Origin of the sequence: Agrobacterium cavarae, assembly GCF_004310285.1 — a bacterium.
Taxonomy (GTDB): Bacteria; Pseudomonadota; Alphaproteobacteria; order Rhizobiales; family Rhizobiaceae; genus Agrobacterium; species Agrobacterium cavarae.
The window spans coordinates 85,615-111,353 of record NZ_SISF01000033.1 but is presented as its reverse complement, the minus strand read 5'-3'; the positions used below and the strand labels follow the sequence as shown (position 1 = coordinate 111,353).

Genomic DNA, 25,739 nt, shown 5'->3' with positions numbered 1-25,739 from the left:
CGCTTCACGGCGCACCCGCCATTACGACGAGGTCGCTCTCCACCATTTCACGCACAAGCTCCCGCACACTCGTCTCATGCTTCCAGCCCAGCTTCTCATGAGCCTTCGTTGGGTCGCCGATCAGGAGATCGACTTCCGTTGGGCGGAAGTAGCGGGGGTCGACTTCCACCAGAACCTTGCCGGTTGCGGTATCGATGCCCTTCTCGTTGACGCCTTCGCCTTCCCATCCCAGGGTGAAGCCGGCGTCGGCGAAGGCCCATTCCACGAAGGTGCGGACGGGGGTGGTTTCGCCGGTGGCGAGAACGTAGTCGTCTGGCTTGTTCTGCTGCATCATCAGCCACATGCCGCGCACATATTCTTTTGCATGGCCCCAGTCGCGCTTGGCGTCGAGGTTTCCGAGGTAGAGCTTTTCTTGGCGGCCGAGCTTGATGGCGGCGGCGGCGCGGGTGATTTTTCGGGTGACGAAGGTTTCGCCGCGCAGCGGGCTTTCATGGTTGAAAAGGATGCCGTTTGAGGCATGCAGGCCGTAGGCCTCGCGGTAATTCACCACGATCCAGTAGGCGTAGAGCTTGGCTGCAGCGTATGGGCTGCGGGGATAGAAGGGCGTGGTTTCTCGCTGAGGCACTTCCTGCACGAGGCCGTAAAGCTCGGAGGTGGACGCCTGGTAGAAGCGTGTCTTCTTTTCGAGACCGAGAATTCGGATCGCCTCCAGCAGGCGAAGCGTGCCTATGCCGTCGGCATTGGCGGTGTATTCCGGCGTTTCGAAGGAAACCTGAACGTGGCTTTGGGCGGCGAGATTGTAGATTTCGTCCGGCTGGGTTTCCTGAACGATGCGAATGAGGTTGGTTGCGTCCGTCATGTCGCCATAATGCAGGATGAAGCGTGGGTTTTCCTCGTGCGGATCCTGATAGATGTTTTCGATACGGCCCGTATTGAAGGACGAGGAGCGGCGCTTGATGCCATGGACGATGTAGCCCTTATCGAGCAGCAGTTGAGCCAGATAGGCACCATCCTGACCGGTGACGCCGGTAATGAGGGCTACTTTCACTTTTTCGGACATCGGCTTGCTTTCATCTTTTCTTCGCGCTGGCGCGTCGAGCAGAAGCAGGCGCGCGTTCACGCTGCGATACCGCAAGTCGTCGGCAAAATAAACCGGGAAGTTAATGCCGATGTCTTGAGAGTATCGAGACCGGACCTTGCCGGCGACACATCTTGTGCTGTGATCGTTGAAAAGCCTATAGAGTCGCTGAGCTGCGAAGGCCTTGTTGGACTTCAAGAGTTGGAAGAGTGCGACATGAACCAGGCCATTCCCGTTTTCGTCATCAACCTTGCGCGTCGCGAGGACAGGCTGCAGCGCGTGTCCCATCATCTGGAAGAACGTGGCGTGGCGTTTACCCGCGTCGATGCCTGCGATGCGACGAAGGTGGATGAGGCGGTTCTGGATGGCGTCATTACACCTGCGGGGCCACTCGGTGCGCTGGGCCTTGGCGACCGGTCCTGCACGGTGAGCCATACCTATGCCTGGGAAGCCTTTTTGCAGACAGGCGCGCGGTTCGGTTTGATGCTTGAGGACGATGTGTTTCTCTCGGGCGATGTCGCGAATGCCTTGAGGTCGGATGACTGGATTCCCTCCCATGTGGACGTGATCAAGCTGGAGAAGTTCGGCTCCGGCAGCTCCAAGGTTCTTTTGGGGGATGCCGAGATCAAGGTTCCGGGCACGGAGCGCGCTCTGCACCGTATGTATTCACGGCATGTCGGGGGCGGGGCCTATATTCTGTCACGCCGGGCTGCGCAGATAGCGCTGTCCTATCGCGGACGGATGAGGGTTCCTATCGATCATTTTCTCTTCAATGACACGGTGTCGCCGGTCTTCCGGCAGTTGAAGCCTTTCATCGTCCAGCCGGCAATGGCAACGCAGCGGCACTATGAGTACAACTCCGATATTGCCAAGTTCGGTAAGGCCGCTCGCCCCAAGGGCTGGCGGCTGAAACTGAGAAAGCTGCGTCGGGGCTGGAACGAGATCAGCCAGATCCACCGGCAGCTCGTGGTTTTCTTGACCAAGCGCGGCGCCATCAGAGAGATTTTCTGGAAAGATTCCGCGCCCTGACGGTCATTGGGTCTGTGTAAGCTTCAGTTTCTGGCTACCTTTATTGTGCGCAAGACCGCCAAGCACGCTTTTGCCCGATAAGTCACGTGGACTATTATCGGACGCGGTTATATAGCGCTTAAGCATTGGCCGGGTGCGGAGCGAATTGGATGAGTGCCGAAAGAATTCTTCATATGCATTTCGGCAAGGAGGGTGGTGCCGAGCGCTTTTTCGTCAATCTGGCAACAGCGTTTGGCGATCGTGGCATCGAGCAGCGCTTTATCGTGCGTCCGGGTCGCATCTGGCGCGACGAGATTGCAGCCCTTGGTCCTACCATTGAAAGCGAATATCGCCGCATCTCGCCGAAGGCGCTTTGGCTTCGCTGGCAGGTGAACAAAATCATGCGCGAATGGAAGCCGGATGTGGTCATGGCCTGGATGTCGCGCTCCTCGCGGCTTGTTCCAGCACACGGCAACAGCGTGCGGCTGACGCGGCTTGGCGACTATCCCCGTCATCTCAAGAATTTCCGTAACAACGATCTCATTGTCGCCAATGCGCCCGGCATTGCCGAGGCCTGCGTGCAATTGGGATGGACGAAGCCGGTCAAGGTCGTCTCCAATTTCGTTCGTGAAACCACCATCAAGCCGGTATCGCGTGCCAGCATGGGTACACCGGAAGATGCCTTCCTCGTCGTGGGCACCGGACGGTTCATCCGGCGCAAGGGGTTCGATGTTCTGATCAAGGCCGTGGCGCAAATTCCCGATGCCTGGCTGTGGCTGATCGGCGAAGGCGACAAGCGGGCCGAGATGGAGCAACTGGTGCAGGAACTGGGCATGGCAGACCGCACGCGCTTCACTGGCTGGGTCGAAGAGCCGATGAATTATGTTGCCGCGGGCTCGATCTTCGTTATGCCATCGCGCCATGAGCCGCTTGGCAATGTGGTGCTCGAAGCCTGGCAGGCGGATGTGCCGGTGGTCTCCACCCGTTCCGAAGGGCCGTCCTGGTTCATTCGAGATGGGGAAGATGCGCTCATGTGTGACATCGACGATGTGGATGGCACCCTTGCGGCGATCAATCGCATCCGCACAGATGATCAACTGGCGGTGAAACTGCGAGAGCAGGGCAGGGCGAGGCTCGACGCCGATTTCCGCAAGGATGCGGTGGTGGATGCCTATCTCGATCTGTTCAAGCAGATGAAACGGTAGGGCGTTTTGATGGTCTCCAACTCAAATGACATCCCGGCAAATGCCGATTTCTGCTGCTACGTCATCAATCTGGATGGCAGCACGGAGCGTTTCTCAAAGGTATCGGTGGCGCTTGAGAAAGCCGGTGTTGCATTCGAGCGTCTCTCGGCTTTCGATGGACGCAAGCTGTCCCTCGATACGGTCGCCGATTATGATGCCGCGGCTGCCAGACGCTATATGGGGCGCGAGTTGGTTGGTGGCGAAATCGGCTGCTATTACAGTCACTTGAATGCGGCGAAGGCGTTTCTTCGGACGGACAGATCCTACTGCCTCGTGATCGAAGATGACGCCGCACCGCATGAAGCCCTGCAGGCGATCGTGACGGAAACGATCGGTTTTCTCAATGCGCATGATCCCGAGTGGCGGATCGTGAACATGGGCAATGAGAAGCTCAAAATCTTCCGTCCACTGAAGACCATGAGCTTCGGGAAAAATATATTTACTCTTTGCTCCGCCCACTATTTTCCAATGACGACAGGCGCCATTCTGTGGTCGAGGAAAGGTGCGCAGGAGTTCGTCGATGGACACCGTGTGATCTTCGCGCCGGTTGATAACTTCTTTCGCCATTGGATCACCCGGGTTGGCGGCGGCTATTCTTTCTTTCCACGACCCGTCTCCACCACCGATGCGGTCAGCGATATCGCGCATCCCGGAAAGATATCGAGAAGCCGTAATGCCCGCAGCTTCCTTTATGGTCTGCGCAAACAGCGGCGGCTTATGGTGGACAAGCTGATCGCGACGAAGCGGAAGTATTTTTCGTGAGTTCGAGCCGTTACAATCACCTTACAGTCCAAGCCGGAGAAAGTGCGTTACGATGAGCGTGAAGCGGATCTTTCATCTGCAATTCGGCACGGATGGCGGCACCGAGCAGTTTTTCTTACGCCTCACCCGCGCTTTTCACGAGCGTGGCATAGATCAGCAATTCGCCATCCGGCCGGGCGTGACATGGCGTCACGAGCTTGACGATCGGGGGACGGTGCATGAGGGCTACTATCTTCGCCGCTGGCCCAACTGGTGGCTGCGCACGCAGTTGCTGAAGCGCTCGATGAAGCAGTGGCCAGCCGATGTGGTGATGGGGTGGCGTGCGCCGACGTCGCGGCTGATGCCGGGCACCGGTCATGCCATACGCGTTGTGCGTCTAGGCGATTATCCTCATCACGTCCGCTATTTCGGCAACACCGATGCCATCGTCGGCAATGCACCGAATGTCATCGAACACTGCCGTACACTCGGCTGGCAGGGTAAGACGACGATTATATCCAATTTTCCGGGCGAGGTTCGCACTTCCGTGGTCAAGCGGTCGGATTTTTCAACGCCGGACGATGTTCCTCTGGTTTGCGGTCTTGGCCGCTTCGTGCCGACCAAGGGTTTCGATACCTTGCTGCGCGCGGTCGCGGCGACGCCCCACCTGTGGCTGTGGCTGGTTGGAGATGGTCCGGATAGAGCCGATCTGGAGCGACTGTCGCAGGAACTTGGGATTGCCGATCGCGTCCGCTTCATCGGCTGGGTTTCGGAGCCGGCGGCCTACATCAAGGCGGCCGATATGTTCTGCGTGCCGAGCCGACAGGAGCCGCTTGGCAACGTGCTGCTTGAAGGGTGGAAGGCGGAAGTGGCGGTGGTGTCCACCAAGACCGAGGGGCCATCATGGGCAGCTGCGCATGATGAAAGCGCTCTCTTCACCGAGATCGACGATGTCGAGGGCATGGCGCAGGCGCTCTTGCGTCTGGAAGGGTCGCCCGAGCTTCGAGCGAAGCTGGTTCAAGGTGGGCGAGAGCAACTGGCCGCACGCTTTTCCGCAGAGCGGATCGTCGATCAATATCTGGAGTTTTTCGAGGAATTGCGCAGCAGCAGGCGATGAAGGCCGTCGCGCTGTTCAGCTTACGCTGAGACGGCGCTGTCCAGTATTGCGATCGGAAAAGCGATATTCGGCTGTCTAAACGCGCGCATAGATGTTGCCGAGAGACCGGGCTTCGCCTTCAAGCGCGAAATTTTCCACTGTCGTCTCGCGCGCAGCGGCACTGCTTCGCTGCATCATCTCTGGATCGCTTAAGAAGCCGTTCGTCGCTTCAACCATTGCATCAAGATTGTCGCGGCCAATGACGGTGCCGGTTTCGCCTTCGCGCACCAATTCCGGAAAGGCGCCAACATCCGTGGCGATTACGGGCACACCCGTCGACATGGCTTCCAGAGGGGTGAGGCCAAATCCTTCCCAGCGCTGGGGGGCAATGAAAAGATCGAGCGCGCGGTACCATTCGTTGATGTTGGTATGCTCTCCGACAAAGAGGATGCGGTCGGCAAGGCCTGCCGCTCGCACTCTTTCCTTTAGGCCATTTTCGAAATCCACATGCGGACCTGTCGCGCGTCCGGCAACGATGGCCGACCATTGCGGGTGATCTGGCAGAACGCGGATCATCGTGTCAACGAAGAGATCGGTGCCCTTCTGGTGCCGTATGCGGCCGAAGCAGCCGGCATATTTGCGCTGAGGATCGAGACCGCGAGCCGCCTTGGCCTCAGCCTTATCGGCGGGCGGGGAGAAGCGATCGGTGTCGATGCCGTGCATGATGACCGTGCTCGGCACCTCCAAATAGGAGGCCGTCTGGCTATTGGTGGCTATCACGCCATCCATTCTGGAAATCAGAAACTTGGTCCAGCCAGTGTGCTTACGCTGCGAGGCGGAGGTGAAGACGATCTGCAGCTTCATGCGCAGAATGTCGCGCATGATGATGGCCGGCAGCATTTCTATATTGCGGCGCGCATGCCAGACGCGCGGTCTGCCTGCCGGACCGTTTTGCCAGAGCCGCCACAGATCGCGGAAACGCACATATGGCAGGCTTTCGGGCAGGCCGGGGCCGATGACGGCGATCTTCTGCCCGAGCCGGTTCTGCACCGGCACGAGCTGAATGATCGTGGATGTCACGCCCGAGAGCCTGCGCTTGAAGTTCGGCGCAAGGACGCAGACATCTTTCAGATCGACATGGGGCAAGTGTAGAAGTCTCGCAACAGGAGCGGGGGATTTCAGTTCCAGTTGACGGACAGGATCTCGTAGCCGCGCGAGCCGCCAGGCGCATTCACTTCAATGCTATCACCCACTTCCTTGCCGATCAGGGCGCGGGCAATGGGGGAGGAAATCGAAATGCGACCTTCCTTTACGTCAGCTTCCTGATCGCCAACGATCTGGTAGGTCTTTTCTTCATCGGTGTCTTCATCGATGAGCTTGACGGTGGCGCCAAACTTGATCTTGGAACCGGACATCTTGGAGAGATCGATGATCTCGGCGCGCGCAGTCAGATCTTCGAGCTCGGAGATGCGGCCTTCATTGTGGCTCTGCGCTTCCTTGGCGGCGTGATACTCGGCATTTTCCGACAGGTCGCCATGGGCGCGCGCTTCGGCGATCGCCTCGATGATGCGCGGGCGCTCTTCCTGCTGACGCCAGCGAAGTTCTTCCTGCAACTTGACGTAACCACCCTGGGTCATCGGTACTTTTTCTACCATCTTTTTATTCCTTCACATTCGCACCGCGGTAGTCGCAGACACAAAAAGAAACAGGTTCCGGAGCAAAACTTCGGAACCATGTCAAAATCACAATTTGTCGGACTATATCAGAAGAGCATCCTGAAATGCCAGCAAATTAAAAAGCCCGTTAAAAACAAGCATTTTCAACGTGCTCCGCTTGTGATTTGACTTTTGTCATTGGAACATATAGAGAACATACTATGAAGAAGTCAATCAAAGAGCGGCTTGCAGTTCTCTCCGATGCAGCGAAGTATGACGCCTCCTGCGCGTCCAGCGGGACCTCGAAACGCAACTCGGCGCAAAGCGGCGGGCTTGGGTCGACGGAGGGCTCGGGCATCTGCCATGCCTATGCGCCGGATGGCCGTTGTATCTCGCTTTTAAAGATTCTTCTGACCAATTTCTGCATCTATGATTGTGCCTATTGCATCAACCGTTCGTCCAGCAATGTCGAACGCGCACGCTTTACCGTGGAAGAGGTCGTGTGGCTGACACTGGAATTTTACCGGCGAAACTACATCGAGGGTTTGTTCCTTTCTTCCGGCATCATTCGCTCTTCCGACCACACGATGGAGGAACTGGTGCGCGTAGCAAAGGAATTGCGCGTCACCCATGGCTTCCGGGGTTATATCCACCTGAAGTCCATCCCTGAAGCATCGCCGCGTCTGATTGAAGAAGCGGGGCTTTATGCCGATCGTCTCTCGATCAATATAGAACTTCCGACCGATAGCGGAATCGGCAAGTTCGCGCCGGAAAAGCAGCCCGGCAATATTCGCCGCTCCATGGCGGATATCCGACTGAAGATCGAGGAGGCGGGCGAGCCGACCCTGAAGACGAAGCGGGTGAAGACCTTTGCGCCGGCCGGGCAGAGCACGCAGATGATTGTCGGTGCCGACGGCGCCGACGACGGCACGATTCTCTCGACCAGCGCGCGGCTTTACGGAAGCTATGGCCTGCGGCGCGTCTATTACTCCGCCTTCAGCCCTATTCCGGATTCATCCAAGAACCTGCCGCTCATCAAGCCGCCCTTGATGCGCGAGCACAGGCTCTATCAAGCCGATTGGCTCTACCGGTTCTACGGCTTCGACATCGGCGAGATTACCTCGACGCAACAGAACGGCATGCTCGATCTCGATATCGATCCCAAGCTCGCCTGGGCGCTCGGCAACCGCCAGAAGTTTCCTGTCGATGTCAATTCGGGTGAGAGAGAGATGCTGCTGCGCGTGCCTGGGTTCGGCGTGAAGACGGTGAACTCCATTCTGTCCTCGCGCCGCTTTCGGAGACTGCGCTTGGAAGATCTGGCGCGCTTTGGCGTATCGCTGAAGAAGGTGAAGGCGTTTGTCGTCGCGGATGGCTGGACGCCGGGCAAGTTGACCGAGCGGCCCGACCTGCGCGCCATGTTCACACCGCCACCGGAACAGTTGTCGTTGCTGTGATGTATGCGGTCGAACTGGAGGGCAGGGGCAATTTTGGCGAATGGCGCGATGCCGCGCGTTCGCTTCTTGCGGCGAGTGTGGCACCGAGCGATGTGGACTGGCGGCTGAAGAGCGACCGCGGTACGCGTCTTGATTTCGAGCAGCAGGCCTCTCTACCGGTAGCGAAGACGCCAGCGCAGATCACGGTTCCATCGGCCTTTCTGCCGTTGGCGGAAGCCATCATCTGCCACAGCGATCCGGCGCGCTTTTCTTTGCTGTATCGTCTCCTGTGGCGGCTGCAGCAGGATCGGGCACTCTTGCAGATCAAGGCCGATCCGGATGTTCAAGCGGCCCGGCAAATGGAGAAATCCGTCCGTCGCGACAGCCACAAGATGACCGCCTTCGTCCGTTTCAAGGAAGTGCCGGGCGAGGGCGCGCAAGCACGGCGCTGCTTCATTGCGTGGTTCGAGCCGGATCATTTCATCGTCGAGCGAAAGGCGCCGTTCTTCCAGCGTCGCTTCAACGACATGGATTGGCTGATTGCAACCCCGAAAGGGTCTGCGCGGTGGAATGGTCAGTTGCTTGAGACGTCGCGAGAGCCGGCGGAGCGGCCGGATATTTCCGACGAGACGGACGAGTTGTGGCGCACCTACTATGCCAATATCTTCAATCCGGCGCGGCTGAAGATCAAAGCCATGACGGCGGAAATGCCGAAGAAGTATTGGAAGAACCTGCCAGAGGCCGATCTCATCCCGGAACTTGTCATTGGCGCGGAGGCGCGCGTGCTCGGCATGGCGGCCAAGGCTGCGACGGAGCCGCAGATGTTTCACCATCGCATCCAGGCGGCGGCCGCTGCCAAGCCACAGGAAGTGCTGCCGGATGCAAATACGCTCGCTGGCGTGAAGCGTGAAGCTCAAAGCTGTCAGATGTGCCCGCTCCATTGTGCCGCAACGCAAACCGTCTTTGGCGAGGGGCCTGAGAAGGCGCAGGTGATGATCGTCGGTGAGCAGCCGGGAGATCATGAAGATCTTGCCGGGCGACCCTTTATCGGTCCGGCGGGCAGGGTGTTCGATCAGGTCCTGGGGGAGACGGGGATTGAGCGTCAATCGCTTTATGTGACCAACGCGGTCAAGCATTTCAAATATGAGGCGCGGGGCAAGAAACGCATTCACCAAAGACCCAATGCCGGTGAGGTTGAGCGTTGCCGTTGGTGGTTGACGCGGGAGATCGATCTCGTTCAGCCCAAGCTTATCGTCGCGATGGGCGCAACGGCGGTTTACGCTTTGACGGGGATGAAAGAGACACTGTCGAGCGTTCGCAGCCGGCCGATCCCTATGGAGAATTCGCGCATCCTCTTTGCCACGGTGCATCCATCCTACCTGCTTAGAATTCCCGACCCGGCACGTCAGTCGCAGGAGAGGGCGCTCTTCGTCGAAGACCTGCGCGCCGTGCGGCGATTGTCCGAAGCGTGAGGTGAAGCGTACCCGCGTTGGGTTCTTGCTGCCGCAGTAGAACGGTTCGCCCTTTTCGAAAATGCGCTGTTTCTAAACATTAAAAGCCGTTCATGAAGTAATTGTAATGCGACTATCTCCGTTTTTGGGAGTTTAATCAGCATCAACATCCAACGGTGGTTAGGATGTTGTATGTGGAAGTTATAAAAGGATTTGTATCATGTCTATTCGTAATAATCTTGCTGTTATTCTTGTTGCCGGTACTATGCTCGGCGGAGTTGCTTACACTGCCGAAGCTGCATCGACAACTGCAGCGCAGACGGAAACCAAGGGCGCTGTTGTTCCGAATAAGGCCATCGACAAGGATGTTGGTCGTCTCTCCCAGGACGGCGCACAGGCCTTGGCCGATATTCAGGCGACACGCCTGGCAATCTTCAACGCGAAGCCGGATGAGGCCAAGACCTTCATCAACAAGGCGAAGGACGAGCTGCAGAAGGCCTCCAAGGACGAAGCAGTCTTCATGAAGGCTGAAGCGGATCTGACGAAACCGACCAAGGCACCCGTCGCAGGTGATGCGAAGGCGGATGCAAAGCCCGCATCTGCGACGCCCATCCAATGGCTGCCAGTCGACTCTCAGTTGACGCTCGGTGAAGACTTCAAGGCAACGCCTGAAAAGGTCGCGGCCATTACCGAAGCCAACAAGAGCCTGAAGACCTCCGATCGCCAGGGTGCGCTTGAAAAGCTTGCCGTCGCGGATGTCGATGTCGAGTTCATCACCGCCGCCCTACCGCTCAATCAGACGGTCACCGATGTTGGCAAGGCTGCCGACCTGATCAACCAGGGCAAGTTCTATGAAGCCAATGCGTTGCTGAAGGATGTGACGGATAACGCGATGCTCAACATCGTCGATATCTACGGTCAGCCTTACAAGGCAAAGGCAGAAAAGCCTGCCAATGCTGCAGCGGTCACGCCTTCGACAGACAAGGCCGCTGCTCCAAAGGGCTAATTGCCCTTCCACATACTGAAACGAAAATGGCCTCCCCGGTTGGGGAGGCCTTTGTTTTGAACACTTTACCTTTCGAACGGAAACGGTGCCTTAGAAATAGCTCTGCAGCGGCTTCACTTCGAGATTGCCGGCCTTCAGCGCCTTGATGGCAAGGGCTGCGGCTTCCGCACCGGCCATAGTGGTGTAGTAGGGCACCTTCTGCATCAGCGTTGCGCGACGTAGCGACTTGGAGTCGGAGATCGCTTTGTTGCTGTCGGTGGTGTTGATGACCAACTGGACCTGACGGTTGCGGATGCCATCCTCAATGTGAGGGCGACCTTCCTGCACCTTGTTGATCTTCTCGGCTGCGATGCCTTGCTCCGCGAGGAAACGCTGTGTGCCGCCGGTTGCCAGAACCTTGAAGCCTGCTTCCACCAGAATGCGGATCGCCGGCAGAACGCCTTCCTTATCCTGATCGCGAACCGAGACGAACACCGTGCCGGAGCGCGGCAGGTCGACGCCAGCACCCAACTGCGACTTGGCGAATGCCAGCGCGAAATCGGTGTCGAGACCGATGACTTCGCCGGTGGAGCGCATTTCCGGTCCGAGCAGAATATCGACGCCGGGGAAGCGGGCGAAGGGGAAGACGGCTTCCTTGACGGCGATGTGCTTCAGGTTGCGTGGATCGGGCTTCTCGCCGTAAGCGGCGATCGCCGCGTCGAGCTTCTCACCCGCCATGACGCGGGCTGCGATCTTGGCAATCGGCGCGCCGATGGTTTTGGCGACGAAGGGCACGGTGCGCGACGCGCGCGGGTTGACTTCCAGAACGTAGATGGTGCCGTCCTTGATGGCGTATTGCACGTTCATCAGGCCGCCGACCTTCAGCGCCTTGGCAAGTGCTGCCGTCTGGCGCTCCAGTTCGTCCAGCGTTTCGGGCGAGAGCGAGCGGGCAGGCAGCGAGCAGGCGGAGTCGCCCGAGTGAATGCCGGCCTCTTCGATATGCTCCATGATGCCGGAGACGAAGACGCTTTCGCCGTCGCACAGCGCATCCACATCCACTTCAACAGCATTGGTCAGGTAGCTATCGAAAAGCAGCGGGTTCTTGCCGAGCAGTGTGTTGATCTGGCCGGTCTTGTCGTTCGGATAGCGCTGCTTGATGTCTTCCGGCACGAGGCCTGGAACGGTATCGAGCAGATAGGTCTGCAACTGGCCTTCCGAATGGATGATCTGCATGGCGCGGCCACCCAGAACGTAGGAGGGGCGAACGACCAGCGGGAAGCCAATTTCGGAGGCGACGAGACGCGCCTGTTCGACAGAGTAGGCGATGCCGTTGTTTGGCTGCGCCAGATCGAGCTTCATCAGCAGCTTCTGGAAGCGGTCGCGGTCTTCGGCAAGGTCGATCATGTCCGGCGCGGTGCCGAGGATCGGAATGCCGTTCTTTTCCAGCGCTTCGGCAAGCTTCAGCGGTGTCTGACCACCGAACTGCACGATGACGCCGATGAGTTCGCCCTTTTCCTGTTCCGCGCGCATGATCTCTATCACGTCTTCGGCGGTCAGCGGCTCGAAATAGAGGCGGTCGGAGGTGTCGTAGTCGGTCGAAACCGTCTCCGGGTTACAGTTGATCATGATCGCTTCGAAGCCCGCATCCTTCAGCGCGAAGGCGGCATGGCAGCAGCAATAGTCGAATTCGATGCCCTGGCCGATACGGTTCGGACCGCCGCCGAGGATGACGACCTTCTTGCGGTCGGACACCTGCGCTTCGGAGCGCAGTGCACCGACGAAAGGCATCTCATAGGTGGAGTACATATAGGCGGTCGGCGAGGCGAACTCGGCAGCGCAGGTATCGATACGCTTGAAGACCGGACGCACATTCAGGCTGTTGCGCAGCTCGGCCACTTCCTTCGGGCGCTTGCCGGTCAGAGAAGCGAGGCGGGCGTCGGAGAAGCCCATGGCCTTCAGCATGCGCAGATTTTCGGCGTCGGTCGGCAGGCCGTGTTCACGCACACGCGCTTCCATGTCGACGATCGCCTTGAACTGGGCGATGAACCATGGATCGATCTTGGAGTTCTCGTGCACTTCGGCTTCGGACATGCCCGTGCGCAGTGCCTGGGCAACCATGCGCAGGCGATCCGGCGTCGGCGTGCCAATGGCAGCGCGGATGGCGTTCTTGGAGCCTTCGCCTTCTTCGTAACCGGGGATTTCGATCTCATCGAGACCGGTGAGGCCGGTTTCCATGCCGCGCAGCGCCTTCTGCAGCGATTCGGCGAAGGTACGGCCAATTGCCATCACTTCACCAACGGACTTCATGGCGGTGGTCAGGATCGGCGAAGCGCCGGGGAATTTTTCGAAGGCAAAGCGCGGGATCTTCGTCACGACATAGTCGATGGACGGTTCGAAGGAGGCAGGCGTTGCGCCGCCGGTAATATCGTTGTCGAGTTCGTCCAGCGTGTAGCCGATGGCAAGCTTGGCCGCGACCTTGGCGATCGGGAAGCCGGTTGCCTTGGAGGCAAGCGCGGACGAGCGCGAAACGCGCGGGTTCATTTCGATGACGACGAGGCGGCCATCCTTCGGGTTGACGGCGAACTGGACGTTCGAGCCGCCGGTTTCGACGCCGATCTCACGCAGAACCGCAATCGAGGCATTGCGCATGATCTGGTATTCTTTGTCCGTCAGCGTCAGCGCCGGAGCAACGGTGATCGAGTCGCCGGTGTGAACGCCCATCGGGTCGATGTTTTCGATGGAGCAGATGATGATGCAGTTGTCCGCCTTGTCGCGGACGACTTCCATCTCATATTCCTTCCAGCCGAGAACCGATTCTTCGACCAGAACTTCCGTCGTCGGCGAGGCATCGAGGCCGCCAGAGACGATATCGAAGAATTCCGAGCGGTTATAGGCAATGCCGCCGCCGGTGCCTCCAAGCGTAAAGGACGGGCGAATGATGGCTGGCAGGCCGACATGGTCGATCGCTTGGGCGGCAATTGCCATGGCATGCGCCATGTAGCGCTGCTTGCGGTCCGTCTCGCCGAGGTTCCACTGGTTTTCCAGCTCGTCCAGTGCCTTGTCGAGGTCGGCGCCGGAAAGCTTGCTCTTCACCTCTGCGCGGGCCGCCTCATGCTTCTTGCGGTCGGCGTCCTTGATCTCGGTGGCGTTTGCCAGCATCGAACGCGGGGTTTCGAGACCGATCTTCGCCATGGCTTCGCGGAAGAGGGCGCGGTCTTCGGCCTTGTCGATTGCTTCCGGCTTGGCGCCGATCATCTCGACATTGTAGCGGTCGAGGACGCCCATGCGCTTCAAGGAGAGCGCGGTGTTCAGCGCCGTCTGGCCGCCCATGGTGGGCAGCAGCGCATCGGGGCGTTCCTTGGCAATGATCTTGGCAACCACTTCCGGCGTGATCGGTTCGACGTAGGTCGCGTCCGCAAGGCCGGGGTCGGTCATGATGGTGGCGGGGTTGGAGTTGACCAGGATGACCCGGTAACCTTCTTCCTTCAGCGCCTTGCAGGCCTGGGTGCCGGAATAGTCGAATTCGCATGCCTGACCGATGACGATCGGTCCCGCGCCAATGATGAGGATGGATTTGATATCTTGGCGCTTTGGCATGGCTCTCGTTCCGCTTTCGTGTTGCGCAAAAAACGGCCATGGTGAAACTTCACCGGCCGGGGCGCGCAATTCCAAATCTTTTCAGGCTAGAAGCGGCTTATAGGCAAATGTTTTGGCGAACGGAACCCCGAATCTTCGCTTTCCGACAGGAAAGTTCTCGCGCCGCAAAAGGATCATGCCGGGTGATCCTTCGCGCGTTGTCAAACGTAAGCTTCTTCAACCGCTTAAATCGTCGCCTCCAACCGGATGCAGGATAATCATGATCATCGTTCATTACCTGGAAAATTCCCGCGCGCACCGCATTCTCTGGCTGCTGGAGGAACTTGAGCTTCCCTATGAGGTGAAGACCTACAAGCGCGGGTCGGATATGCGCGCGCCGAAGAGCCTCAAACAGGTCCACCCGCTCGGCAAGTCTCCAGTGATCGAGGATCGGGGCACGGTTTATGCAGAGAGCGGCGCGATCATCGAATATCTGCTCGATACCTATGGAGAGGGCAGGCTGCGGCCGGAGAAAGGCACGGATGGCTATCGGCGCTATCTCTACTGGCTGCATTATGCCGAAGGATCAGCCATGCCGCTTCTGTTGCTCAAGCTTCTCTTCTCGCGCCTGCCGAGCCAGATGCCGTTTTTCTTAAGACCCGTGGCGGGTATGATCTCCAAAGGGGTGGCGGCAAAGCTCATCGATCCGCAACTGATCGACCATGTGGCCTATTGGGAGGCCGAACTTTCCAGGGACGGCTATTTTGCCGGAGACATGCTGACCGGCGCGGATATTGCCATGAGCTTTCCGGTCGAGGCGGCGACGAGCCGAGCGGATGGCGTTGGCGAAACAAAGGCGATCAGGCGCTTTCTCGATACCATACGCGCACGGCCTGCCTACCAGCGCGCGCTTGAGAAAGGCGGAGCCTATATCTACGCGCGCAGCTGACACGAGTACTCCTCTTGCGGGAACGCTTTGCGGTAGTTAGCGTTTAGCGCAAGCATATTGAAGGGGAGATTGCCATGCAGTGGAGAGGGCGCCGCCAGTCGGACAACATCGAAGATAGACGCGGCATGTCGACCGGCGGCATGGGCGGCGGAGGTGGTTTTCGCTTACCGACCGGCGGCCGCGGTGGCGGGATCGGTATCGGTGGTCTTGTCGTTATTTTGCTGATCAGCTGGGCACTTGGCATCAACCCGCTGACTTTGCTCTCGGGCGGTGACACATACTCCGATAGCGGCAGTCAGCAGCAACAGACCGGCACGCGCCCGCAAGGCCAATCCAGTGATGAGACGACGGCGTTCGTCCGCACCATTTTGGCAGAGACAGAAGATACCTGGGGCAAGATTTTCCAGGCCTCCGGGGAAACCTATCAGAAGCCGACGCTGGTTCTGTTCTCCGGCCAGGTTCGCTCTGCTTGCGGCAACGCGACGTCGGCATCCGGCCCGTTCTACTGCCCGGTGGATCGCAAGGTCTATCTGGACACCGACTTCTTCCGCGAGCTTTCGCAGCGTTTCGGTGCCTCGGGCGACTTTGCTCAGGCCTATGTGATTGCGCATGAGGTGGGCCATCACGTCCAGAACCTCACCGGCGTGCTTCCGGAATTCAACCAGCGTCGCCAGTCCATGAGCGAGAGCCAGGCCAACGCGCTGTCGGTGAAGGTGGAACTGCAGGCCGATTGCTATGCCGGCATCTGGGGCAAGTCCACGCAGCAAAAGGGCATCCTCGAAGCTGGCGATCTGGAAGAGGCGCTGAACGCCGCCCACCAGATTGGCGACGATACGCTGCAGAAGAAAACGCAGGGCTATGTCGTTCCCGATAGCTTCAACCACGGCACATCGGCGCAGCGCGTCGAATGGTTCCGCCGCGGGTTTGAGAGCGGGCGGGTTGAGGATTGCGATACATTCTCGGCTGATATTTGAGGGGCTTTCGATAGCTCCACGTCCTCGGGCTCAGCCCGAGGAGGTGGGTGCAAACTTGACTGGCCTTCAGCTCGCCAGCCTCTGCGATGGAGCGTCATTTTCTCCGCCGTCCATCTTCTCCCAAGTTCCACCGTTCCTGTAACGCCATGCAAGCTGGCCTTGATCATCGATGGTGATGAGCGCGAGCCAGCCATTGTCAAACAGCGCGCTCACCTGCGGATGCCGTTGCAGGATGTCGGTGATCGCCTCCTTCGGGGCCTCTAGGGCGACAGTCAGCCGCAGCGGTTCATGGACCAGTTTTTCGCCATCATGCACCGATTGCCAGGGAAGCCCGGCGCGCAGATTGCCGCCATTGCCTTCGACTACGCCGATGCCGCCGACGACATTGTGCAGCAGCTTGTTGCCCGCACCGAAGAGGGAGGGCGCAACCGCCGAGCCGAAATATTGCAGGCTGATCCAGCTTGCGACGACCACAGGTGCGGTCAGGATGAGTTCGAGGATTTTGAAGTCCTCGTCCTTCTGCCAGACGTAGTCATGCAGGAAGGCTTGCCCCTCCAGCGATTTGCCCGCCGTGCGTGCCCGTGGGGCGGCGATGAAGGCGCGGCATCCGGCAAGGCCGAATTCCGGGCGGGTCTCCGACCAGTCGCGGCTTCGCGCATGCAGGTTGTCCCCTGTCGCCCGCGGGAGGTGGCGTGCACGCTCTGCTCTCGTCAGGCGACCAGCATCGGCCAGCCATTTGCGCAGCTGAGCCAGATCTTTCGAAGCGATGTTGCTGTCCAGATCATCTTCGAAGAGCGTGACGGCGTCCGTCGTCGTGTCGTGCAGGCCGGCAAGGAAGATGGTGTCGTCCGGAATGGTGATGCCCTTTGCAGTGAGGGCCTCACGCACCGCCCGATCGTTGATGAGATCGGCCAGCAGACGTGCATTGACATCACCCGCATGGCCGCCGCAGGCGCCGCAATGCAGCGCGCTGGCGTAAGGATTGTTGACGACATTGGCGCCGTGACCGCAGATCAGCACGAAGCGGCCGAAGCCCTCGGTCAGCGACATGGCTTTCAGCACCCTTTCCGCCATGGCTGCCTTCGTTTCCAGGTCGAGGTTTTGGACAAAGCGAGGCTTGGCCTTGTCGAGCTTCATACCCTTGGTGAAACGCAGACCGTCCCGGAGCAGCTTGCCGGCATAGACCGGCCCCATTGCCTCAACGAAAGCGAAGGAGGAGACGGCGGCGAGCTTGAACCGGCCCCAGGCGCGGATGGCCCGCGCACCGAAGCGGGCCTTCTGGTCAGCCCTATGATCGTCATCGACGGCGCTGCAGGTGAAGACGGATGGCTTCAGCAGCACCGGCAGCCGGTGTTCTGCGACATCGGAGGCAAAGCCGTGATGGCTGGCGCCAAGGCCGAAGAAGCCGGCAAAGCCGATCGTGCGGATGGACGGGTCCATGCTTTCGAGCGACCGCCGGAAGACTTCGGAACGGACATCGATGCAGAAGGCTGCCTGCAGTATCGGCCGCTGGTCTGCCACGGTGGCGGTCGAAGGCGCGGCGAGAGCGGCTGCGAGCTTTCTCTGGGCCGCGTGCTCGGCCGCAGACTGCAGAAGGCTGTCGATCTGGATGTCGCGATTGGCGACAACAGACGCTACATGGGCGGTGCGGACCTTCCGCCACTCGGCCTCGATATCCGTCTTGTGCTGCAGGTATAGCGCTTCTTCGAACACCAGCCGGATTGCGAGAAGCTCAAGCGCTGTTGTGTCGACGCCGCCGTCGATTTCGGCCTTGAACTGGATGTGGCGGGCATATTGCGCCCAGCCACCAAGCGTCAGCAGCAGCTGGTGGAAATAGGTGCCCGGCTCTGCGCCAAGCCCAAGCGAAACGGCAGCTCGCTCGATGGCGGCATGCGGCGTTTCGGGGGTGTCCGACACATGGATGCCGAAGCCCTTGAGACCGAGGATTTCCGGGGTGAGGTCATGCGTGGCAAAGGCCCGCCAGGCGGCGTAGAGGCCGTTGCGTCTCGATGCCGCCCAAAGGGCCTGGCCCTGATCGAAAAAGCCCGCAGCGAAAGTTTCGATCCGATCCGAGATCACGCCCGGCCAATCCTGATCCGTCGCCTTCGCCGCAATATCGGCAACGGTTGGCAGAGCCTGGATCGGTGACGCTTCCTTCGAGAGCGCAGCTTTGATCGCAGCCAGATCGATGCTCGGGTCTGCGGCGTTCGTCTGGAGTGCCGCGAGGATGTCCTCATCCGTCATGTCACCCGTGGCAATCTTGTCCGTAAAATGCCTGCGGGGCAAAGCAAGCCGCACACCGCCGATGCGGGCTAGCAGCGCCGCCGTCTGATCAAAGGTCTCGTTTGCCTGGCCGAGGAAAGGGTTGACGGCAACCGTCGCCGTCAAGGGCCAGGCTGGTGGAATGGCCCGCACGGCCTGATCTGCAGCTTTTGCCAGAGCATCGCCGTGAAGTGTATCGACTGGGGTTATGGTGGTCATGAGGCTTACTCCTTCACGGAAGCGGAGGTTGCGGAGCCGGGGAGTTTCCAGCCGCCGAGCAGGCGATCGAAGAGGGCGTTGACGTAAAGCCCATTTGCGAGGTGGACGCGCAGACCCGCTGCTGCCGGATGGTAGGCCCAGAGGGGAAAGAGCGACTGGGCAACCGCCACAAGGCCGAAGGTGACGACGGCGAGCAGCATCAGCGTCCATTCCAATGGGTCGGGCTGGGGCGGAGGCGGGAGCGTGCCGTGCATCAGCGTATCAGCGATCTTCTGCAGGGCGAAATAGGCAGTTGCGGCGAGGACAGCGTAGAGTGATGTCCGCCAGGTGAGCGCCCACGGAGCGGCATCCGCCAGGCCCTGGGCGATCAGATAGGCCACGCCGAAGATCAGGATCGCGCCGAGTGCCAGTGCCTGCGGTGGCTTGTCGGCAAAGCCGAAGAGGAGGCCGATCACCGCATAGATGGCAAGAGCGAGCAGGAAGGCGCGACCGACGGCCTTGGCATTGGGGATGGTGATCGGACCGGGGCGGCGGATCGAGGCAACGGTTTCGATGGCCGAGCCGGAGGCCAGAAAGGAATGAGCCTTGTAGAGCGAATGCGCGACGATGTGCAGCAGGGCAATCGGGAAGAGTGCCAGGCCGCATTGCAGGATCATGAAGCCCATCTGCGCCACTGTCGACCAGGCGAGCGAGGTCTTGACCGCAGACTGGGTCAGCATCACCACACTGCCGAAGATCGCGGTAAAGCCGCCGACCATGACCAGAGCCGCAAGGACGATGGGAGCCTGCAGCATGACATCGGCGAAGCGGATCAGCAGGAAGCCGCCGGCATTGACGACGCCCGCATGGAGAAGTGCAGAAACCGGTGTTGGCGTCTCCATGACCTCCGTCAGCCATCCATGGGTGGGGAACTGTGCGGACTTCAGGAGGGCAGCGACAGCCAGCAATGCTGCAGCGGCGATCGTCAGCGGCAGGCCCTGTCCCTGTTGTGCTTTGAAAAGGATGGTGGCGATGTCACCGGTCTTGAAGGTGACGGCAAGCAGGACAACGGCGCCGATCAGGGCGAGATCGCCAAGCCGCGAGACGAAGAACTTCTTGCGCGCAGCGCGCCTTGCAGCAATCCGCTCCGGATAGAAGATCAGCAACTGGTGGAGCAGAAGACTTGCCGCACACCAGCCGATGACGAGTTGCAGCAACGTGCCGGATTGAACGAGCAGCAAAACCGCGGCAAGCGTTGCCGTCATCCAGCCGGTAAAGGGTCCTTGCCGGGCTTCGCCATCGAGAAAGGTGCCGGCGTAGCGCAGCACCACCCAGCCGATGAAGGAGACGAGCAGAAGCATCACCAGGCTGACGAGGTCGAGCCTCGAGGCGAGCGCCACGTAGCTGTAGCCGATCATCGGGCTCGTGCCGGGTCCGTAGAGAGCGAGGACGAGGCCTGAGAGGAGAGCGACGAGAATGGATGCGAGCGCGGCCAGTTCGGCAAGGTGGATCGCCGCGCGCGGACGAAGACCCGGTGCCTTGAAGGCACTATACGATGCATAGGCGAGAAGAAGCGGCGCGAGGAGCGGTAGAGCGTAGATCACGATAGTTCTCCGGTCTGTGGGCTGCTTGGGGAGGATGAGCAGCGGCGTGTGATAGACCGATTATCAAGAACCGAAGCCCTATAAAAATTCATTGTTTCTCTTAAAACGTTCTATAAAATAGAACGATGTCCGATCTGAATTATCACCACCTCCGCTATTTCCGCGCTGTCGCTCATTACGGCAATCTGACGCGCACGGCAGAGCGGCTGAACCTGTCGCAGTCGGCATTGTCCATTCAGATCAAGCAGTTGGAGGAGCGGCTGGGTCACGCGCTCTTCGAGCGGCGAGGGCGGCAGCTTTACCTGACGGAGGCTGGTCGCATTGCGCTTGACCGCGCCGACACGATCTTTGCTGCTGGCGAGGAGCTGATCGAGACTTTGAAAGAGACCGGGCGCAGCCGTCGCGCCATCCGCATTGGCGCGCTCGCCACGCTATCACGCAACTTCCAGATCGAGTTTTTGCGCCCGATCCTGGGGCGTTCGGATGTCGATATGATTCTGCGCTCGGGTAGTACGAGCGAGCTTTTGGGCGCGCTGGAAACACTGAACCTCGATATCGTTCTCCTGAACCAGCCGCCGATGGCGGATTCCGTCACACCCTTCATCGCTCAACATATCTATCAGCAGCGGGTCAGCCTCGTGGGCAGGCCGTCCTTCGGTAAGCCGGGAGCGACGCTCGCTGATCTTTTGGCCGAACACCCGGTCATCCTGCCGACGCTCGAAAGTAGCGTGCGTACTCAGTTCGAGGCTCTGACCGCGCGGCTTGGCCTCAGTCCTCAGATCGCAGCCGAAGTCGATGACATGGCAATGATGCGTCTTCTGGCACGAGAGGGGGCAGGGCTTGCGGTTCTGCCACCCATCGTCGTCAAAGGAGAATTGGAGGCCGGTACGCTGGTGGAGTTCGATGCGCTGCCGGGCATGGTCGAATCGTTTTATGCGGTGACGATCAAGCGCCGTTTCCCCAACCCGCTGTTGAAGCCGCTTCTGCAGGGTGAGAGTTAGACGATCAGCAACGCAGTGACAAACATACCAAGCGCGAAGATCGTATGAGCAACGAGGTTGAGCGCGCGCACTTTGTTGGGGTTGGGCGTCTTGGAGGCAGCCCACCCGATGCCGAGACCGGGTTGGAGCAGGAACCAGCCGGCACCCACGGTAACGATGCCGACGACGAAGGGTAGCAGGAAGGTCGGGGCCGCAAACCAGCCCGGTGGCACGATCAACGCAAGGATAATGCCGTAGAGAATGCCGACTGCATAATGGGCAATCCAGCCAATCGCGACCTCATTGGCGTGCGGTTCGGCCTTTGCAATGCTGTCGTGGAAGACTTTGCCCTTGGGCAGGTGCCAGAACCAACGGCCGACGGGACCCCAATTGGCGGCCGATTGGCCGAAGGCGCGGTGGAGGATGATCGCCCAGATATCCATGAAGAGCGTACCGCCAATCCCCATTGCCGCGCCGCGCCAGAGAATCTCCCACATCCGTTATCCCTCCCGAATCGTGATGTGGAGAAGATGGCTCGCGCCTCACGGGGAGACAAGGGCAGGCAGACCCTCTGACGTCTGGGTAAAAGAAAAAGGCCCGAAAACCGCTCGCGGTTCTCGGGCCTCGTTTGTCTGGTCTGTGCCGACGATCAGGCGGCCTGGCCGTAGCTTCTGTACTGGCTTTCATTCTGGGAGAGCTTGAACTGTGCAAGCAGCGTCTTCAGGGCCGCGGCTTCTGTCGCGAGGCCGTGGCTCGCGGCCGTCTGTTCTTCCACCATCGCGGCATTCTGCTGCGTTCCCTGGTCGATCGTGTTGATTGCGGTGTTGATCTCCTGCAGACCGGTCGACTGTTCGCGGGTAGCAAGCACGATGGCGTCGATGTGCTTGTTGATCTCCTGTACTTCCGCAACGATGGTTTCCAGCGCCTTGCCGGCATTGCCGACCAGCGTCACGCCGGATTCAACCTGCGTGGTAGACGTGCTGATCAAGGTCTTGATTTCCTTGGCGGCATTGGCAGAGCGCTGAGCGAGTTCGCGCACTTCCTGGGCAACGACAGCAAAGCCCTTGCCTGCTTCACCGGCACGGGCGGCTTCCACGCCCGCATTGAGGGCCAGCAGGTTGGTCTGGAAGGCAATCTCGTCGATGACGCCGATGATCTTGGAGATTTCGTTGGAGGAGTGCTCGATGCCCTCCATGGCCTTTACCGCATCGCCGACGACGACACCGGATTGTTCTGCGTTCTGACGCGCGCGCTCCACCAGACGACCGACCTCTTCGGCCCGCTTGGCCGAATCCTTGACGGTTGTGGTGATTTCCTCAAGCGCTGCCGCGGTCTCTTCGACGGAGGCCGCCTGCTGCTCGGTGCGCTTGGAGAGATCGTCCGCCGAGTGACGGATTTCGCTCGCGCCGGCATCGATGGCATTGGCATTGTGGCCGACATTGACGAGGGCCGCATTGAGCTTGGCTATGGAGGCGTTGAAGTCGGACCGCAGGCGATCGACGCGCGCAACGAAGGGCGTGTTGATGCGATGGTTGAGGTTGCCGTTGGAGAGATGGGTCAGGCCCTCGGCCAGCGCATCGACTGCGAACTGGATATCGGCGCTGTCCTTGGCGGATTGGCGCTCGCGTTCAGCCCGCTCCTGTTCCGTAATGGTGCGGTTACGCTCGGCATCGCCCTCCAGACGCTGGCGCTCCAGCGCATTGGTGCGGAAGACGGCAACGGCGCTGGCCATCGAGCCGATCTGGTCGGTGCGCTCCTGGCCGGGAATGGCGATGTTGAGATTGCCGGCGGCAAGCTGCTCCATAGCGAAGGTCATGCGCGTCACCGGTGTGATGACCACGCGGCTCAAAAGCAGAACCAGGCAGCCGATCATGCCGGCAACGGCGAGAGCCGTGGCGATGATCGCGGCAACACGGAATGTCGAAACGGAGGCGAAAGCGGCCTTGCTGTCGACGACGAAGCCGAGGTGCCAGCTGACCGAGGGCAGACCCTGCACCGGAATGAAGCTGATGATCTTATCGGCACCGTTCAACTGCGTCTGGCTGAGCGCCGTGCTGATCTTCGGCGTGTCTGTCGGGAAGAGATCTGCAAGCGTCTTGGAAATCACGCCCGCGTCCGGGTGGATCAGGATCGTCCCGTCATTATTGACGAGGAAGGCGTAGCCATCCGGGCCGGCATCGATCTTCTTGATCATGTCGACAAGGCTCGTCAGCGTGAAGTCGCTTGCGGCGACGCCTGCGAGCTTGCCGTTGCGCTTTACCGGAATGGCGGCGCTGACGACCAGTTCGCTGGTGGAGGAATCGATATAGGGCTCGGTCAGGATCGGCGCGTTGACCGCAACAGCCGCCTGGTACCAGGGGCGTTTGCGTGGATCGTAGCCTTCCGGCATCTTCTCGTTTGGCCAAGTGGTAAACACACCGGCCTCATCGCCGAAATAGGTGGACTTGAATTCGCGCACCAGAACGTCGTTCTCGAGCGCCTTGTCGAGCGTGACCTGGTCGGCGCCCTTGCTCAGCGCCGAAGCAACCATCTCGGTCATGATGACGCGACCGTTCAGCCAGTTGGCAATGCTGAGTGCCGCTTCTTCACCGGTAGAGCTCACCTTGTCGGAGACAAAGCTGTTGGCGGCGCCGCGCTGGAGGCTGTCGATATAGAGGGAGAAGCCGGCAAAGGCAGCAACGACAAGGCAGGATGCGGAAATGACGATCCGCGTCATCAAGTTCGATTTCGTGGACAAGAGATGGTCCCTCGGATGGCCCGGCGTGACGCCGGATTGACTGTAAACATGCCACTGGCAATTGCGGCGCGCGTCATGCACCCGAGAATTGATTTTCGTCAGTTAAGAAGCGTTAGAGTGAAAACTGTAAACATAAGCTTAAGCTGATGTTTTCCATAGTGCTTCGCGGATCGATCGACTTGATCTTCCGTAACGGCAACGGAAAGCTTGATTTTGAGGCAGTGCGCCTTTTTGTTGCGCAGTTCTGCCAAGTCTTTTATGCATGGCATCGACCGCTTCCAGCATACTCTGGAAGCGGTTTCAGTTTGAGGTGAGATCATGTCTTCGTCGGTAGCTGTCGGGAACGCGTCGCAGGGCGGCAGTTCATGGGCCGCGCATTTGCGCGCTACGCTTGCATTGGGTATTCCGCTCATCGGAGCGCAACTGGCGCAGCTTGGCATCCATACCACCGACATGATCATCGTCGGTCAGCTTGGTGCGGAAAAACTTGCCGCCATGGTGCTGGCCGGTCAGTTCTTCTTTGTCGTCTTCATCTTCGGCTCCGGCTTTTCGGTCGCGGTCGTCCCCATGGTTGCCAATGCCTACGGGCAGGGGGATGCGACGTCTGCCCGGCGCGCGCTTCGGATGGGCATGTGGGTGGCGATTGTCTATTGGCTGCTGGCGCTCGGGATTTTCCACAATGCGGAGCGCATTCTGGTGGCGCTTGGGCAAAATCCGAATGTGGCGAAGCTGACGGGCGATTATCTTGCTATTTCCAAGTTCGGCATGCTTCCGGGCCTGCTTTTCTATGTGATGCGCGGTCTGGTCAGCGCTATCGGGCGTGCGAGCATTGTTCTCTATGCGACGATCGCCATGCTGCTGATCAACGGCGTTCTGGCCTACGCCCTCGTTCTCGGCCATTTCGGCCTGCCCGCCATGGGCATGAATGGCGCTGCCGTGGTGGCCGTCATCGTCAATCTTTTCAGTCTTGTGTTCATCGTCGTCTATATTCAGACCCAGGAGGAAACACGCCAGTACGAGCTCTTCGTACGCTTCTGGAAGCCGGATTGGAAGGCGCTTGGCGAGGTGTTACGTCTCGGTCTTCCCATCAGCATCACCATTCTGGCGGAAGTCACGCTGTTTTCGGCCGCTTCCATTCTGATCGGCCAGATCGGCACGATCGAACTTGCGGCCCATGGTATTGCGCTGCAATTGGCATCGCTTGCCTTCATGATCCCGCTTGGGCTGTCTCAGGCCGCAACGGTGCGTGTTGGCGTTGCCCATGGCAGAGGCGATTATCCCAACCTGATCCGTGCGGCGATCACCGTCTATGCGGTTGCCTGCGTCATTGCGATTTGCGGCGGGATACTGTTCGCGGCGGTGCCTGAAAGGCTCGGCAGCCTGTTTCTCGATGAGCGGCTGCCAGAGGCGCCACAGGTGCTGGCTTATGCGTCGACGCTGATTATCATGGCAGGTCTATTCCAGCTTGTGGACGGTATCCAGGCCGTGGCCGCGGGCCTGTTGCGCGGATTGAAGGATGCACGCGTGCCAGCCCTTCTGGCTCTGATTTCCTATTGGCCGATCGGCTTTGGCCTTGCCTGGACCATGGCCTTTCCACTCGGCTTCGGGGGCGTGGGCGTCTGGTCTGGCTTTGTTGTGGGGCTGAGTGCTGCGGCGATCATGCTGACCACGCGCTTCTATCTGCTGGTGAAGCGTGAGATGAAAGCGGCTGGTAAAGTCTGAAACGAAAACGGCCCGCGTCAAAGCGGGCCGAGCATTATCTGGAGTA

At 59.6% G+C, this 25,739-nt stretch carries 19 protein-coding genes; 11 read left to right on the top strand and 8 right to left on the bottom strand.

What is annotated here, in order from left to right; genetic code table 11:
* Window positions 1–4 precede the first annotated feature (4 nt).
* A complete protein-coding gene (gmd, locus tag EYC79_RS18880) occupies window positions 5–1,060 on the bottom strand; it encodes a GDP-mannose 4,6-dehydratase (protein ID WP_130979081.1) in 1,056 nt (351 codons plus the stop codon).
* A gap of 234 nt (window positions 1,061–1,294) precedes the next feature.
* On the opposite strand from gmd, the gene EYC79_RS18875 reads away from it, so the two are divergent.
* The 4 genes from EYC79_RS18875 to EYC79_RS18860 all read left to right on the top strand — a co-directional run bounded on the left by EYC79_RS18875 (window position 1,295) and on the right by EYC79_RS18860 (window position 5,188).
* Window positions 1,295–2,107, top strand: a complete 813-nt coding sequence (locus EYC79_RS18875) for a glycosyltransferase family 25 protein (protein WP_165457077.1) — start codon at window positions 1,295–1,297, stop codon at window positions 2,105–2,107.
* 149 nt (window positions 2,108–2,256) lie between these two features.
* Window positions 2,257–3,291 (top strand): glycosyltransferase, encoded by a 1,035-nt coding sequence (locus tag EYC79_RS18870; RefSeq protein WP_130979078.1) that lies wholly within the window; start codon window positions 2,257–2,259, stop codon window positions 3,289–3,291.
* Window positions 3,292–3,300: 9 nt separating this feature from the next.
* Window positions 3,301–4,092, top strand: a complete 792-nt coding sequence (locus EYC79_RS18865; protein ID WP_130979076.1) for a glycosyltransferase family 25 protein — start codon at window positions 3,301–3,303, stop codon at window positions 4,090–4,092.
* Between the two features lie 52 nt (window positions 4,093–4,144).
* Window positions 4,145–5,188: a glycosyltransferase gene (locus tag EYC79_RS18860; protein WP_130979074.1), complete on the top strand. Its 1,044-nt coding sequence runs from the start codon at window positions 4,145–4,147 to the stop codon at window positions 5,186–5,188.
* A gap of 75 nt (window positions 5,189–5,263) precedes the next feature.
* Here EYC79_RS18860 and EYC79_RS18855 read toward each other — a convergent pair whose 3' ends face one another.
* Both EYC79_RS18855 and greA read right to left on the bottom strand, forming a co-directional pair.
* Window positions 5,264–6,313, bottom strand: coding sequence for a glycosyltransferase family 4 protein (locus EYC79_RS18855; protein ID WP_130979072.1), 1,050 nt, complete (start codon window positions 6,311–6,313; stop codon window positions 5,264–5,266).
* A 32-nt stretch (window positions 6,314–6,345) separates the two neighbouring features.
* The gene (greA, locus tag EYC79_RS18850; RefSeq protein ID WP_062426441.1) at window positions 6,346–6,822 is read right to left on the bottom strand and encodes a transcription elongation factor GreA; all 477 of its coding nucleotides are present in this window, start codon (window positions 6,820–6,822) and stop codon (window positions 6,346–6,348) included.
* Between the two features lie 221 nt (window positions 6,823–7,043).
* Between greA and EYC79_RS18845 the strand changes: the two genes are divergently transcribed.
* The 3 genes from EYC79_RS18845 to EYC79_RS18835 all read left to right on the top strand — a co-directional run bounded on the left by EYC79_RS18845 (window position 7,044) and on the right by EYC79_RS18835 (window position 10,712).
* The gene (locus tag EYC79_RS18845; protein WP_130979070.1) at window positions 7,044–8,276 is read left to right on the top strand and encodes a putative DNA modification/repair radical SAM protein; all 1,233 of its coding nucleotides are present in this window, start codon (window positions 7,044–7,046) and stop codon (window positions 8,274–8,276) included.
* Entirely contained in the window at window positions 8,276–9,727 is a 1,452-nt protein-coding gene (locus EYC79_RS18840) for a UdgX family uracil-DNA binding protein (protein WP_113227142.1), read from the top strand. The genes EYC79_RS18845 and EYC79_RS18840 overlap by 1 nt, the downstream gene beginning before the upstream one ends.
* Before the next feature lie 199 nt (window positions 9,728–9,926).
* Window positions 9,927–10,712: a YfdX family protein gene (locus EYC79_RS18835; RefSeq protein ID WP_130979068.1), complete on the top strand. Its 786-nt coding sequence runs from the start codon at window positions 9,927–9,929 to the stop codon at window positions 10,710–10,712.
* A 90-nt stretch (window positions 10,713–10,802) separates the two neighbouring features.
* On the opposite strand, the gene carB is transcribed toward EYC79_RS18835, so the two are convergent.
* Complete coding sequence (gene carB / locus EYC79_RS18830) at window positions 10,803–14,288, bottom strand: carbamoyl-phosphate synthase large subunit (protein WP_130979066.1); 3,486 nt, start codon at window positions 14,286–14,288, stop codon at window positions 10,803–10,805.
* Window positions 14,289–14,547: 259 nt separating this feature from the next.
* On the opposite strand from carB, the gene EYC79_RS18825 reads away from it, so the two are divergent.
* Together EYC79_RS18825 and ypfJ are read left to right on the top strand one after the other, a co-directional pair.
* Window positions 14,548–15,216 (top strand): glutathione S-transferase, encoded by a 669-nt coding sequence (locus tag EYC79_RS18825; protein WP_130979065.1) that lies wholly within the window; start codon window positions 14,548–14,550, stop codon window positions 15,214–15,216.
* A gap of 74 nt (window positions 15,217–15,290) precedes the next feature.
* Window positions 15,291–16,190 (top strand): KPN_02809 family neutral zinc metallopeptidase, encoded by a 900-nt coding sequence (gene ypfJ / locus EYC79_RS18820; protein WP_062426447.1) that lies wholly within the window; start codon window positions 15,291–15,293, stop codon window positions 16,188–16,190.
* 66 nt (window positions 16,191–16,256) lie between these two features.
* Here the strand turns inward: ypfJ and EYC79_RS18815 are convergent, their stop codons facing one another.
* Together EYC79_RS18815 and EYC79_RS18810 are read right to left on the bottom strand one after the other, a co-directional pair.
* Window positions 16,257–18,671 carry a YbcC family protein gene (locus tag EYC79_RS18815; protein WP_130979063.1) on the bottom strand — a complete coding sequence of 805 codons (2,415 nt, stop codon included), beginning with the start codon at window positions 18,669–18,671 and terminating at the stop codon, window positions 16,257–16,259.
* A 5-nt stretch (window positions 18,672–18,676) separates the two neighbouring features.
* The gene (locus tag EYC79_RS18810; RefSeq protein WP_205654444.1) at window positions 18,677–20,257 is read right to left on the bottom strand and encodes a proton-conducting transporter transmembrane domain-containing protein; all 1,581 of its coding nucleotides are present in this window, start codon (window positions 20,255–20,257) and stop codon (window positions 18,677–18,679) included.
* Between the two features lie 122 nt (window positions 20,258–20,379).
* On the opposite strand from EYC79_RS18810, the gene EYC79_RS18805 reads away from it, so the two are divergent.
* Window positions 20,380–21,255: a LysR family transcriptional regulator gene (locus tag EYC79_RS18805; RefSeq protein WP_130979060.1), complete on the top strand. Its 876-nt coding sequence runs from the start codon at window positions 20,380–20,382 to the stop codon at window positions 21,253–21,255.
* Here EYC79_RS18805 and EYC79_RS18800 read toward each other — a convergent pair.
* Together EYC79_RS18800 and mcpU are read right to left on the bottom strand one after the other, a co-directional pair.
* On the bottom strand, window positions 21,252–21,731 hold the full coding sequence (locus tag EYC79_RS18800) for a DUF2938 domain-containing protein (RefSeq protein WP_130979058.1): 480 nt from the start codon (window positions 21,729–21,731) through the stop codon (window positions 21,252–21,254). The genes EYC79_RS18805 and EYC79_RS18800 overlap by 4 nt on opposite strands.
* 152 nt (window positions 21,732–21,883) lie before the next feature.
* Complete coding sequence (mcpU, locus tag EYC79_RS18795) at window positions 21,884–23,971, bottom strand: methyl-accepting chemotaxis protein McpU (protein ID WP_130979056.1); 2,088 nt, start codon at window positions 23,969–23,971, stop codon at window positions 21,884–21,886.
* 318 nt (window positions 23,972–24,289) lie between these two features.
* On the opposite strand from mcpU, the gene EYC79_RS18790 reads away from it, so the two are divergent.
* Window positions 24,290–25,693, top strand: a complete 1,404-nt coding sequence (locus EYC79_RS18790) for an MATE family efflux transporter (RefSeq protein WP_130979054.1) — start codon at window positions 24,290–24,292, stop codon at window positions 25,691–25,693.
* Window positions 25,694–25,739 lie beyond the last annotated feature (46 nt).